The organism is Robinsoniella sp. KNHs210, assembly GCF_000686105.1.
Lineage (GTDB): Bacteria > Bacillota > Clostridia > Lachnospirales > Lachnospiraceae > Robinsoniella > Robinsoniella peoriensis.
The window spans coordinates 875,353-889,400 of the sequence record NZ_JMLZ01000001.1 but is presented as its reverse complement, the minus strand read 5'-3'; the positions used below and the strand labels follow the sequence as shown (position 1 = coordinate 889,400).

At 41.7% G+C, this 14,048-nt stretch carries 13 protein-coding genes; 1 reads left to right on the top strand and 12 read right to left on the bottom strand.

The window, feature by feature from the left end; all coding sequences use genetic code 11:
- Positions 1-17: 17 nt before the first annotated feature.
- Positions 18-1,937: a sensor histidine kinase gene (locus CD03_RS0103490; RefSeq protein WP_027292444.1), complete on the top strand. Its 1,920-nt coding sequence runs from the start codon at positions 18-20 to the stop codon at positions 1,935-1,937.
- A gap of 31 nt (positions 1,938-1,968) precedes the next feature.
- Here the strand turns inward: CD03_RS0103490 and CD03_RS0103485 are convergent, their stop codons facing one another.
- The 12 genes from CD03_RS0103485 to CD03_RS0103430 form a co-directional block, all read right to left on the bottom strand.
- On the bottom strand, positions 1,969-2,265 hold the full coding sequence (locus tag CD03_RS0103485) for an STAS domain-containing protein (RefSeq protein ID WP_027292443.1): 297 nt from the start codon (positions 2,263-2,265) through the stop codon (positions 1,969-1,971).
- A gap of 148 nt (positions 2,266-2,413) precedes the next feature.
- Entirely contained in the window at positions 2,414-4,603 is a 2,190-nt protein-coding gene (locus CD03_RS0103480; RefSeq protein ID WP_027292442.1) for an NHLP bacteriocin export ABC transporter permease/ATPase subunit, read from the bottom strand.
- An 11-nt stretch (positions 4,604-4,614) separates the two neighbouring features.
- Positions 4,615-6,774, bottom strand: a complete 2,160-nt coding sequence (locus CD03_RS0103475) for an NHLP family bacteriocin export ABC transporter peptidase/permease/ATPase subunit (RefSeq protein WP_027292441.1) — start codon at positions 6,772-6,774, stop codon at positions 4,615-4,617.
- A gap of 11 nt (positions 6,775-6,785) precedes the next feature.
- Complete coding sequence (locus tag CD03_RS0103470; RefSeq protein ID WP_027292440.1) at positions 6,786-7,295, bottom strand: hypothetical protein; 510 nt, start codon at positions 7,293-7,295, stop codon at positions 6,786-6,788.
- Positions 7,288-7,503 carry a hypothetical protein gene (locus CD03_RS0103465; RefSeq protein WP_027292439.1) on the bottom strand — a complete coding sequence of 72 codons (216 nt, stop codon included), beginning with the start codon at positions 7,501-7,503 and terminating at the stop codon, positions 7,288-7,290. Before CD03_RS0103465 ends, CD03_RS0103470 begins: the two co-directional genes overlap by 8 nt.
- 220 nt (positions 7,504-7,723) lie before the next feature.
- A complete protein-coding gene (locus CD03_RS0103460) occupies positions 7,724-8,044 on the bottom strand; it encodes a hypothetical protein (RefSeq protein WP_027292438.1) in 321 nt (106 codons plus the stop codon).
- A 74-nt stretch (positions 8,045-8,118) separates the two neighbouring features.
- Positions 8,119-8,313 carry a hypothetical protein gene (locus CD03_RS0103455; protein WP_027292437.1) on the bottom strand — a complete coding sequence of 65 codons (195 nt, stop codon included), beginning with the start codon at positions 8,311-8,313 and terminating at the stop codon, positions 8,119-8,121.
- 70 nt (positions 8,314-8,383) lie between these two features.
- Complete coding sequence (locus CD03_RS0103450; RefSeq protein ID WP_027292436.1) at positions 8,384-9,766, bottom strand: radical SAM/SPASM domain-containing protein; 1,383 nt, start codon at positions 9,764-9,766, stop codon at positions 8,384-8,386.
- 43 nt (positions 9,767-9,809) lie between these two features.
- Positions 9,810-10,340, bottom strand: coding sequence for an RNA polymerase sigma factor (locus CD03_RS0103445; RefSeq protein WP_027292435.1), 531 nt, complete (start codon positions 10,338-10,340; stop codon positions 9,810-9,812).
- 23 nt (positions 10,341-10,363) lie between these two features.
- Positions 10,364-10,771 (bottom strand): ATP-binding protein, encoded by a 408-nt coding sequence (locus CD03_RS0103440; protein WP_027292434.1) that lies wholly within the window; start codon positions 10,769-10,771, stop codon positions 10,364-10,366.
- A gap of 19 nt (positions 10,772-10,790) precedes the next feature.
- On the bottom strand, positions 10,791-12,938 hold the full coding sequence (locus tag CD03_RS38495) for a SpoIIE family protein phosphatase (protein WP_052377643.1): 2,148 nt from the start codon (positions 12,936-12,938) through the stop codon (positions 10,791-10,793).
- On the bottom strand, positions 12,928-14,001 hold the full coding sequence (locus CD03_RS0103430; RefSeq protein ID WP_156042749.1) for a hypothetical protein: 1,074 nt from the start codon (positions 13,999-14,001) through the stop codon (positions 12,928-12,930). Before CD03_RS0103430 ends, CD03_RS38495 begins: the two co-directional genes overlap by 11 nt.
- Positions 14,002-14,048 lie beyond the last annotated feature (47 nt).

The window sequence follows — 14,048 nt, the reverse complement described above, 5'->3', positions numbered from 1 at the left end:
GAAAGGAGCCTCCTACATTGCAGATATCAGGCAAACACAAAGACAAATATCCCCTACTGCTGGCGGTGGCTATTCTTACCGGCATCCTTCTGTTTTCATTCAATGCCGTTCATAATAACAAGTATGCACTGCAAACGCCACAGGGCAAAAACGGAGTGCTGGATCTGCGAAATACCGAAACGGATTATTTATATCTCATCAGCGGCTGGGAATTCTATCAATACCGGCTTCTTACACCCGACGAACTCCATTCCCAGTCCCCAGCCTGCAGCGACTATGTATCCATCGGTCAGCATGGAGGCTTTGAATTAGGAGATAAAGCAAAGAATCCCCATGGAAGCGCAACTTACCGCCTGACTATCCTGAACAACGCTGATACTCCCCAAATGCTGGAGGTTCCTGAGATTTATTCCTCCTGCCGCATCTGGGTTAACGGGAAATTAGTTACTTCGTTTGGATCTGTAGATCCATCCAGTTATCAGAGAGGGATTGCCAACACCCTGATCACCATTCCACCATCGGATAAAACAGAAATTGTAATTCAGGCAACCGATCCGGACAGTCTTTACAGCGGTCTTACCTATCCTCCCGCTTTTGGTAATCCCGCCAAAGTCACAAAATTTTTTATCCTGCGGCTGTTGATATACACCATGGCATTCACGGTTACTATTCTCATAGGTATTTTTTATCTGTTCACTCAGACGAAAACAAAGCAGAAAAAGACTGCTGTAATGTTCTTCTTACTCTGCGTCTTTTATGCTGGATATATCAGCTATCCACTGGTTCATGCCATTGGATTTGACAGTTTCTTCTGGTACCGTTTAGAATCATTTAGTCTGTATGCCATGTTATTAATACTGATTATACAGCAGGGGGGCATCTGCCGGATCCCCGGGAAATGCCGCTATCCAATGGCTGCTGCCAGCTTTCTGATTTGTCTGGCAGTTCTGATTATGCCCACGTTATGGAAAGATAACATAAATATCATGCTGCTTTACAGTAAATTGTTAATGTACTACAAATGGATTGCGGCAGGTTATCTGATTCTCAGTACAATGGCTGCCGTATTAGATAAAACCAGATATTCCAGACGACTGTTGATAGGTTTTGGTCTTATGGGTTCCGCTTTGGCAATAGACCGGATCTTTCCGTTATATGAGCCCATTGTCGCCGGATGGCCACTGGAAATAGCAGGATTTATTGTAGTTCTTCTGCTATGCAGTATCTTATTTTCGGAGACCGTATCCATATACCGCAGCATGCTGGTATTAAAAGAACAGGAGAAATATAACAGGCGCCAGTTAGCGGTTCAGCAGGAACAATACCAGCGCCTGATCTCATCCATAGAAGCAACAGCTAAAAACCGCCACGACCTGCGCCACCACATCCTGGCAATTCGTTCCCTGGCTGAAAACCAGGAACAGGAGAAACTTATTAATTACCTGAATCAGTTTGAAAATCATTTTAAAACCGCATCTAATCTCATATTTTGTCAGAATCATGCTGTTAATTCCATCCTGGTTCATTACCTTATTCTTGCCAGGGAGGAAGCAATCCCCACTAAAACAGATATCAGTCTGCCGGATGACCTGGGCGGAATATCAGATATTAATTTGTGCGTGATATTAGGTAACAGCCTGGAGAATGCATTAGAAGCATCAAGACGTATGGTAAATGGAGAAGCCCTCTTGCAGATCTGCATTCAGCCAATGGGTTCCATGCTCTCCATCACAATAGATAACAACTGTGAAAATATCGCTCTTCCCGATGCAAAAGGCGGGTTTTTATCTGACAAAAGGAACCGGAAATTATCCGGTTTGGGCGTTTTAAATATTCGGACCGCTGTAGAACAATGCAATGGAATAGTAAAATTTGAAAATTTGCAAAAAGAATTCCGAACCTCAATCTTGCTGCCTATAAAAAACGGCCAATGTTAGCTGAGCAGAGTTTTGCATAGCGGGCTATGTATTACACTATTGTCAGGATATCGCTGAACCCTGTCATATCAAAAACATCCTGTACTTCTTCACATACATGATGCAGTTCCATAGACCCCTGCTGATTCATCTGCTTCTGGGCTCCCAATAAAACACGTAATCCTGCCGAAGAAATGTAATCCAGGTTTTCCATATCCAGAACCAGCTCTGCAATATTCGAAAGTGATGCCTCCAGTTCCTTCTCCAGCTGGGGCGCCGTCATCGTGTCCAGACGCCCTTCTAATTCTAATACTAATTTACTTTCATCTATTTTCTTTATAATATTCATAGTTATCCCCATGATGTACTGCGCATTGTTTGCAATACAGCCACTCTCAGACAGGTTGAAAGAATCACAAGTGGCATCCTTTCTTCATCTTTATTTTCTTTCAACCTTTATGTTACAAATGCAATTACAGAAAATCACGGCACTTCCACTATTTCTCCGACCCTATCTGCTGTCTTTTCACCAGTTCTGAGAAAAATCCGCCTTTTGCATTTAATTCCTCATAGGTTCCATCTTCAATGATCCGCCCTCTATCCAATACAATGATCCGGTCACATGCTTTAATGGTAGAAAGCCTGTGTGCAATTACAATTCTGGTACTTTTTAGTTCTGCAAGCGCATCTGACACCTGTCTCTGGGTAATATTATCAAGTGCAGATGTGGCCTCATCCAGCATCAGTATCTTTGGTTTTGGCGCAATGGCTCTGGCAATCATTAACCTCTGACGCTGTCCGCCCGATATTCCCCCGGCTCCTTCTCCAATCATTGTAAACATTCCCATGGGCATTTCCCGGATATCCCGGGCGATTCCTGCTTTTTCGGCAGCATCCCAGGCATCCGGCAAAGTCAGCCACGGTGCCGAAATTGTAATATTTGCAAAGATATCTCCGCTAAAAAGCTTTCCGTTCTGCATTACCACGCCGATCTGCCGCCTGAGAGATTTCAGATCCACTTTCTGAATATCCCTGCCGTCATAATAGACAGCTCCGGTATCCGGGTTTTCGAATCCCAGCATAAGACGCATCAGCGTAGACTTTCCACAGCCGGTGGTTCCCACAATCGCCACATACTGACCCCTGTTTATTTTGAGACTCAGGTTGTCAATGATTAACGGCGTGTCCTCCTGGTATCGGAAAGATACCTGGTTTAATTCAATGGTTCCTGAAACAGATTTAACAATTTCTTTGTTTTCACTGATTTCCGGGGGAGTCTGCAATATTGGCTGTGACAGTTCCAGGATGGGTTTAATCATGGCTACGGTTGAAACCGTCGCTACCAGTGACAGAATCGCTGTGCTAACCATACCGTATGCCACATTAAAAGCAACATAATTGGCTACCGTAATTGCACTTTTCACGGATACCCAGTAGATCAGCAGCGTCCCGAGCAATGCTGCAGCCGGTGAAACTGCTTTTTGAATCTTAACCAACAGCGGCGGATTGTAATCTGCATCTGCTTCCTCATGATACACATTCGCCCATTTTACAAATGCCCTCTTTTCACTACCCGACATCTTAATTTTCTGAATACCGGAATAGAGAGCAAAAACCACCCCTTCGACTTTGGAGGACGACCGGATCTTTTTTCGCAGCACCCGGATCTGCCCCCATGCTCCCAGAAAAGCAATGATCAGCTGCATTAAGATTACAAGAAATGCAGTAGCTGCCAACTGTGGAGAAATCCGAATGATTTGCAGAATATAGCTCAGTGAAAAGACCGCCATTAATCCTATCCCCAGCACCCCGTTTGCCAGAATACTGCATATATTCTCCAGGGCACGCACCCTGTTTGCCAGATCTCCGGAATTATAATTCTTAAAAAACTGAACAGGCATATTAATTACCCGTCCCATTACGGCACTTTCCAGTATAACACTCATTTTCGTCTCTATTTTAGTCTGAACCAGCGTTTTGGTTATATTCATTAAAAATGTTGAGATTGCGGCACCGAAAAGTAAAAACGATACTGACAACACCATGGACATCTGACCTGCTGGAATAATATGGCTGAAAATCAGGGTATTAGCAGCCGGTGTGATTAATCCCAGCAGTGTTACCGCAAGTGCTGCAAATCCTAGAAGCAATTTATCATCCATCCCTATATTCCCCAGCAAAAAGATAATTAAATCCTTTCCGGAAAGTTCCTTTTGGGGAAGTGGTTTGTAAAAACAAATGGCATCTTCTTTCAGCCGCTCATTAATGCGGGCATCCACTTTTAGCTCATTCCCGCTCTCATAATCAAAATGTCGGTAGCCGCTAAAAGCTTTTGGTATCAAAGCCACCGGCCGTCCTTCCTTCGTTTCTCCCAGGACAGGTCCCATACTGTCTTTCCACCATTTTCCCCGAAGACGCATATGCCGCCACATTACTCCGGACGGTTCAAAGAGATATTGAATCTGTTCATGTATTTCAACTATATTTTCAGGAATTTCTGTTTTATCTATTCGATAGTATTTACAGATTTTTGTGAGTGCATCTTTCCCCTGTCCCTCTTCTGCAAGATGACCATAGTCAATTTTTTCTTTCCTACCAACGACTTCGGCAAGCTTTGCATAGGATTTCTTCATCTCGCCTGCATCGTATTGCAGCCGCTCTTTTACCTGACTGTCAAACCAACCCATAACCTGCCCTCCTATTCTGTGGTAATTAACCGTGTATAGTAACCGTTCAAATGATATAGTTCTTCATGTGTCCCCCGTTCCATGACCCTGCCGTGATCAAGAACAATAATTTCATCACAGTCACGAATCGTAGACAAACGGTGTGCAACAATGATACAGGTAATCCCGCGCTTTTGAATTGCTTTGACAACTTCATATTCTGTTTTCGCATCCAGCGCTGATGTAGCCTCATCCAGTATAGCAATCGTCGGGTCCTGGGCCAGAACACGTGCGATCTCAAACCGCTGGCGCTGTCCTCCGCTGAAATTTTTGCCTCCTTCGGAAACAGGATGCCCGTATCCGCCTTTTCTCATCATAATATCAGAATGAATCTGCGCATCTCTTGCTGCAATAATCATTTCAAAATCTTCGATGGATTTATCCCACATTTTAATATTATCTGCAATACTATCTTCAAACATGGTTATGTCCTGGTCTACCACGGATAAAGATGCATTAAAAATTTCTTTCGGAATAGCCTTCATCGGTTTCCCCTGAAACAAAATCTCACCTGACCATGGTTCATATAATCCGCAGGCAAGTTTGGCTATTGTAGATTTACCACATCCTGACGAACCAACCAGTGCTACTTTGGATCCACTTTTTACCGTTAGATTAAAGTCTTTTAAAAGAGGCTCTTCTAACCTGGAATATCCAAACGTAACATTACGGAACTCTACGCTGCCATCCAGCTTTTCAAACACATCATCCGTATTTTGGATGGATGAAAATACAACATCTTCTTTATATTTCATTACATCATCCACGCGTTCCATTGAAGTCCGCATTTCCTGTAATTTTTGTCCCGTTTCCAGCAAATCGTTCACCGGCATTAAAAACTGTGTCATATAGGACTGGAAAGCCAACAGCATACCAACAGTAAAATTACCTTTTATGATCATCCAAACGCCCAGTGCCAGGATTATAATCCCGGAAAGCTGCTGTACTAAAGCAGGAATTCCCCCCAGAAACTGATTCGTCAATGCAAATTCTACCTTTGCCTTATTTACAGAAGCCTGAAATCCGGACCAGCGTTCAAAAAATCCACTTTCTGCACCTGCTGCCTTGATTGTCTCTATCATCTCAATTCCTGATACCGTAGAAGCGTCCAGCTTGCCCTGGTCACGCATCCTTGTTCTGGTAATGTGTATTCTCTTTTGGGAAATAATATTTGCCAGCACCAGGTTAACAGCAATTGCCGCAAAGCCAACCAGTGACAATACGACACTATAACGAAGCATGATGATCAGATAAAATATCAAAAGTACCATATTTATCAGCATCGGCGCAATTCGTCCAACCAGAGTTTCCGCAATATCATCATTTAAAAGCTGTCTGCTGGCAATATCGCCTGCCATTCTCTGTGAAAAAAATGTCATCGGCAGATGCAGAGTATGCCAGATAAAAGACGAGTTAGATACAATTGCCATCTTGCCTTTGATCTTATATATGTAAATTTCATTTATCATGCCTACCACTAACAGGAATACGATGATAACTGCCAAAAATGCAAGAAAATCAGACAGCCATTGTGTATTCTGTCCGGTTAGAATATTATCGGTAAATATCCTTGAAAATACTGGGGTTAATAAGCTTACAAATGCTGTCAGTACCGTAGTCATCATTACAAAAACTATAGATAATTTACTTCCCTGCAGTCTTTTTTTTGCAAATTCCAATACACTTTCTTTTTTACCGTCAGCAGCAAAGTGCTCACACGGTTCAAACTCCAGACACACTCCGGTAAATGACTTATCAAATTCTTCCGGAGATATTTCTACAACTCCACGTGCCGGATCATTGATAATCGCTTTCCCCCTCTTAAATCCGTCCAGTACCACAAAATGATTAAAATTCCAATGAATGATAGCCGGATAGGTTACCTTGGTACGCACCGATGCCACACTATAGCGATGGGCTTTTACCTGCAATCCATATGCACCTGCTGCCTTTGCCATATTGGATGCTTTACTCCCGTCCCTGGATACTCCGCAATCTACTCTTACCTGTTCCAGCGGCACCCATTTTTTATAATATGCCATAACCATTGTCAGACATGCTGCTCCGCATTCCAAAGCTTCCATCTGCATGATTACGGGCACTTTAACACATTTCTTTTGTTTATCTGCCACGGGCGCACCTCCTAATTCAGTAAAAATACAATGGGCTTCACTTCCGCTGTTACCAGTGTCACATTTGCCAGAACATCCTGCCTCACTTCTTCCGGGAGTTCTACATCTACCTGATAAGCATAGTTTCCAACAGCCACATTTTCCACTACCCAGTCACTTTTTAAGGACTGTGCTATCTCTTCCAATGAATACGGATTATTGCTTACTGATTTTACAACCCCTTCCACGCTGGCACCGTCCGGAAGCACAACATTTGCCTTACATCCCGTCAGATCTTCATTTAATTTTGACGCATCTACATAGCACTGTACCATATTTTTGGAAACCGTAACGCCCTTAGCTGCCAAAGTCTCCGGTAATGATCCCACCAGACTCCATACTACAAGGGCCGCAGCTAGAATAACAAGGGCCGACAAAATAATCCAGATACTGGGATTTGATACCCGTATATACTCATCTAACTGCTCGGGAGACTCTACCGTATCAAGGCTCCTTTGTCTGAAAATGCTTTTTTTACTCATATCTTCTCTCCTTTCTGCTACAATACTTTTTTACCTTCTCCTGACTTCTTACTCCTGCTGCCACCATATCAGGATCCTCCTGATGCATTTCTTCCTGGTGTGTCCTTTCCTGTAGTTCTTCCCATAGGCTTCTCTTAAATTCCTTTGAATGAATCGCAGGATTCTGAGCTGCCAATAATCCTATTAATGTCTTTTCTAAATCCTCCATCCTCTTTCCCTTCTCTCCCGTATTCAAAACGGCTTAAAATCAGCTAGAAGTATAAATCCGATCCTGGTCTTACTCTTGTCACTATTAATATATACGCATAACACGGGCTTTTCCCTACATGCAAAAATAAAGTTTATTGAAACCGGGTGATGTTCCGTTACCACATCACCCGTCCAATAAACTTTATTTTATGAACAACTCATTATCATAATACTGGAACTTATACGTAAGCTCCGATGATAATGCATCCGCCTTCGGATGTAATTTCTCCAAATAAGCTGCATCCTGCATTGGAAATGAAACAACCACCTGCTCCACCTGCTACCGCTTTCAGATCATCTAAATTTAATTCGCCTTCTTCTGCATTAAAATCTGCTTCACATAATGACAGATCATATTTCTTTGCGGTTTCGATTAACTTTGCTTTGATAGCTGCTTCATCAATTTCTACGCCTTCTGTCTCTTTGTTTAATTTTACTAACTCATCTTTTAATTCTGCATTTTTCTCTACTTCTTCATAGAACTTTTTTAAATTATTCATTCTTAATTCTCCTTTTCTACTTCTATTTTTTTATTTTGATTTTTAAGAAAATCCATTATGCAGCAAGAAATTAACTATAATTTTCTTTCTGATTTAACACCGTTCTTATAATTATTTCTTCCGGTATTGGTGTTATTTAAGACATCCTCTACTACTTTTTCAATAACTTTTTCACCAACAATTTTACCTATTTCACCTGCGGTACCGCCGCCGGATACCTTGTCAAGTTCCTCATCTTTTAAGTTTTCATCTTTTTTTTCTTCGCACATTACCAATTCCTCCTTATACTCTGCTCTGGATATTTTCAGATCCGTTTTCATTGCTTATATATAAATTTTATTACTTATAAATCAGGCTTTTAATCTGTGACGGATAACCCTTTTTAAAAAAAGTACAAAGAATATCTGCTTTACCCATAACACCATTGCCGGTAAACATGCTCATAGCCCTGCATCCGCCTCCGCAATCGTACCGGTAATCACAAATTCTGCAGTCTTCATTTGCGTAAATTACTTGTTTTAATTTTATAGATGCCAGGCGAAAAAATGGGTTCTCTATATTTCTATAAATTTCTGCTACGGTTGTCTGTAATAAATTTGGCATATTTTCTTCAATCTCAGAATCCGTCATAGACGGGCAGGGAAGAAAGGTCCCGTCCGGCAAAAGATATGGATGAATCCTGCAATTCAGACAGGAACTTGCATTCTCGCATTCCCTGTCCCCACTATATCTTTGATAGGGACTTCCATATCCTTCTATATTTCCTTTTTCACATGCAAAAAATCCATCCAGCTGTATTCCCATTGGTGCCTGATCCGCCTTGTATACCTGCACAATTTTCAGGTATTCTTCATACAATTCTTCTGTCTTTAGGGGTGTTCCCTGATTGTTTTCTTTCCATTTTCCGGCTTCAAATACCAGCGAAGTTTTCCAAAAATCAATTTTCAGGTCTCTAAGAATCTCATAAGTAGTTTTCAATCCATCAAGATTTTTTCTGCAAATAGCGGATTCAATCATGACCCGGTATTCATTTTCTTTCAGCTTCCGTATGATCTCTATTGTTTTTTCTTCCGTTCCCACAATCCCACGCATCCAGTCATGCTGCCCAGCTCCATCAAAACTCAGGACAAATTCCGGTTTGAAAGAGCGTTTTTTACACTCTTTTAAAATATCATCCGTTATCAGAATTCCATTTGTATAAATTTGTGATATGGCTATTCCCGATTCCAGAATCTTGTCCACAATCTGAAAAAAGTCTTTACGCAGAAATGGCTCTCCGCCGGTTATGGATATCACACTTACATTTGCTTCCCGAAACTGGTCAATCATTGAAAAGCATTCTTCTGTATTCATATCATGGTAACGGTAGTCCGGAGCACTCATGTAACAATGCCTGCATTTCAGGTTACATCTGCCTGTAACAGACCAGTGAATTGCTTTTATGTATGTATTATCCACATTCCGGTATTCCTGTTTCACAGACAGTTCCATAGGATGCGGGGAAACAGTAATAATTTCTTTATCCTTTAATTCACAGAAAAATTGTTTCTGCTTTCTGCTTAAAAAAACCGCATCTATATCTATTTTTCCATTGCAAAATTCCAAAACCTGAAAACCATCCTGCTCCAGAAAATTGATTGTACCATTGTCAGTTTTTATAATTGCAAAGGGCAGATTCTTCCATCCCCTTAACGCATATGGTTCTGCTAATTTTGCATACATGTTTTCACCTTCTTATGTTTTCTTTTCTGTATATATATACGTATCAACTTCTGCATTCCCTACATTTTTTTTCAGATTTTTCTAATTTATTTTTTATCTTTTTCAGAGTTCTGCTTGCTGTTACACTGGCACACTTTTCAGATATATCCAATTGCACCGCTATTTCCCCATAAGATAAATTCATATAATAATGAAGAACGATAATCATTCGTTCCCTCTCAGACAAATTTCCCAGTATTCTTTGTATATCTACCTGATTTTCAACCTGGCTGTAAGTTTCATTTTCCCGGGAAACATCCAGATCAATCAGATCATCTATCGAAATAGCCCCTTTCCGATTCTTCCGCAAATAATCCACCCATACATTTTTCGCAATCGTCAATAGCCACGTAATAATTTTAGCCTTTTCTTCGTCATAGAGGTTTCCTTTTTCCAACACTTTCATAAAAGTGGTACTGGTCAGGTCTTCCGTGACCTCTTTTTGAAAAGTGTGATAGTAAAAATAATTATATATATAGTCATAATAATGTTCATATACCATTTTAAAAGCCTTTTCCTTACGCAAGTCTATCATTTTTACACCTCTCTTTCGCTGTCTTAAATGTTCTTCTGCAAGGTCAGAATGTTCCTTCCCCCTTCATACCGGTAAGATATGTGATCCATCATCTTCTTCACCATCAGTATGCCAAGCCCTCCTATCTGCCTGCGGTCCGCATCCAGGGTAATATCCGGGTCCTCCTTTAACAGAGGATTATAAGGTGTTCCAAAATCCATAAACTGGATCGCCACATGCTTTGGTTCACCTTGAATGAGGCAGCGGATCGTTGCGTTTCCTTCCCTGGGATGATATGCATATTTGGAAATGTTGACGTAGATTTCTTCCACTGCAACTTTGATCTGCATTTTGACTTTTGCAGTACAATCTGTTTTGTTTAATTCTTCTTCAATAAATTCCAGTACCTGATTCAGACAGTCCGGTTTAGCCGGTACGGTTAACTCTTTCATTTCACACCTCCCGCTTTCTCTATTCCCTTTCATGAATCTTTAATGCAAGCATTGTTATATCATCAAATTGAGGAGCACCTTTTACAAACAAATCAATATTCTTTTTGATATTTTTCAGAATTTCTTCTAGCGGGAGGCTTGCATTTTTATCCAGGATTTCCTGCAGCCGCTCTTCTCCATAAAGTTTATTATAAATATCCGTGGCTTCCGTCACTCCGTCTGTATACAGGTATAGCAGGTCCCCCGGGTTTAATTGGATCTGGTACTGCCCGTAACGTATCCCTTCCATACCTGCAAGTACAAATCCTGCACGGCTTTTCAGATAAGTGAAGCGTTCTCCTTTCCTCTTCAGAAGCGGCGGGTTATGTCCTGCATTAACATAGGTAAACATGCCGCTGTCTATTTCCAGAATGCCCATCCACGCAGTCACAAACATCCCCGCCTGATTATTTTCACACAACTGTTTATTCACATTGGTAAAAACATCGCAGGGCGCCTCAAAATTCTGGGTATGGTTTTTAATCAAAGTCTTTGCAATAACCATGAACAGCGCAGCCGGAACTCCTTTGCCGGATACATCAGCCATCACGACTGCCAGATGGTTATCATCGATCAGAAAGAAATCATAGAAGTCTCCGCCGACTTCTTTTGCAGGCTGCATCGTAGCATATACGTTAAATTCTTTGTGCTCCGGAAATGCCGGAAAGATACAAGGCAGCATACTTGCCTGTATCTGTGTTGCCACATTTAACTCTGCTCCTATCCGTTCTTTTTCTGCTGTCACTGCTGTCAGATTCCTGATGTACTCTTTTAATTTCAATGTCATTTCCTGAAATGCATTGGAAAGCTCTTCCGTTTCATCTCCTGTATGGATTTCCAGATTATATTCCAGATCTCCGTCTCCCACTTCTTGTACAGCCCGGGTCACGCTCACAATAGGATCCGTTATTTTTTTGGAAACAGAGTTACTCAGGAAGAAGATTGCCAGTAATACAATCAGGATTAATACGATTAAGATCACAAATACCATCCTGATATTCTGATTAATCTGGCTTATGGCACCATTCGTCAGCTTCATAATACCGTCCTGGCTCTCAATCGCCGGAGCAATAACCTCCTCCTGCTCAATGACAGTTGCAAAGCTCCAGCCCAGAGTTGTCAGCGGTTCATATGCCAGATATACCTTTTTTCCATCTATAGTTACTTCAGCAATACCGCTTTCACCTGCTGCCATATTCCGGACCGCATCTGCCAGTTCTTTATTTTCGCTCCGGCGAAGATCCGTTACGTGATCAGGATCAGCCCCCACCTCTCCGCTCTCTTTGGAAGATATATTCACCTTGCCGCCGCTGTCGATTAGAAATGCATAGCCGGATTTCCCTACTTCCGTATTCATTACCACATCGTTGATATCCGTCAGGTAGGAGCCTACCCCTGCAACACCCATGAATTCTCCACCTTTATAAAAAGGCTTAGCACAGATAATTGCGGAACCTCCTCCGTGAATGTCCTTAATGATGTCAGTGAAAATTAGCTTCTGTTCATCCACTGCTTTTTGATACCAGGGACGCAAAAATGCTTCATATGGATTGGGCACATCCGAACCATCATCAAACTTAGCGGAAGAAATATAATCAGCCATAATTACAATTCCGGATTTTGTAGCAACATAAGTGGAAGCCACTACCTCGTCATGCCCATTAATCTGCACCAGAATATCCTGGATGTTGGCTATTTTATGTATTTCAGTTTGAATTGCCGGATCGTTTTTATCCTTTACGGTTGAAGAAAACATCAACTGGGCTGTAAGGTTTGTGTTTCCTTTGACCGGCTCCTTCACAGACCGATCGGGATATTCATCCGGATTATCATAAATAGATGTCATGGTATCCGCTATGGTCTCCACATAAGTCTTTGTGAAATTGAATTTTGTTTCTATATATTTTGCTTTTTCTTTGGCAACGTCTGCAATTTTTTGTTTCGCCTGACTGATCAGCGCCACCTTGGAATCAGCTCCCGCCTGATGGCCCAGTTCTTTACTTGTCTGAACTGTGTGGGATTTCATGGAAAGCATTCCATAAACCGTTACTCCACTGATGATAATAATTGCTGTCATTGCTACCAGAATCGTTGCAGCCGTAACCTTTTTCCTGATATTATGCTTCATACTTCCTGCCTCCCATACAATGGCACCGCTGCCGTTCCTCATAAAACACTTCCACATACTGGCTCAGGTCACGGAATTCTTCTGTTAATATATAATCATCAAAATTAATCGGAACTGCCAGGGGATTGTGCATAACCATAAATTCATTTTCACTGCAGAGGGGCTTAAATCCTGCAAAAAAGAAGCCATAATCTTTCAGCAGGTAATAAGCAGCAACCGCTCCCGGATCATTTACATTCAGAAATACATTCAGCGTAAAATGCGGCAGCCTTCCGTACTCTTCCAGTATCATCTCCACATACTCCTTAAGCCCGCTGCCGGTTCTATAGATCGTAATGGCGGCGCTGCTCTGTATCCAGTCGATCGTCTTCATAACCTGGCAGGGAGCATGCCGGTCTCCTGTATTCCACTCCCTATCCTCCGGCACATCCGCCAAATGGCAGGTCACGCCCAGCTTTTTATACAGCCATCCTGTAAACCCTTTTTGCTCCGATGGAATATACAGTGTTCCCCCATTGGTTTTATCCTTAGCCAGAATCTGAATTCCCTGTGAATGCTTGAGGTTCCTGCGCTTACCATAAGACTGTTGTATTTTCCCCATATCAAATACTGAAAAAATAAAGCCGCAGCCGATCAGCCCTCTCATCCGCAATAACCGCTGGGATATGGCGTGAAAAGTAACGGGAAGAGAATAGACTGCTGAACATGGCATCTCCTGGAGTATAGTCATTCCATAATCAAACATATGCTCAGCCATCCCATATCCCCGATACTTCTTTTTGAAAATCTGCGTTGCAATCTCGATCATAAACTCATAGGGAAAAAACTCTTTTAAAATCATAACACCTGCCACATCTGCCATATCCGTAACCGCCACGAGAAAAGTAATAATTCCCTCCCTGTGTTCTTTCCGAATAAATTCAGGATTATAAAAATCCCTTTTAAAATAGGTATCCCCATACTCATCCCGAATGCACTCAACAACTCCCTCTGCATCCCTTTCCTCTAAGGTCCGAAAGGTTACTTCCAAACGTTCACCGGTTTCTCTATGATATAATTGCATCTTTTTATCTGCTCCTTTCCAATATGAACATAAGGCTTTCACAGTAA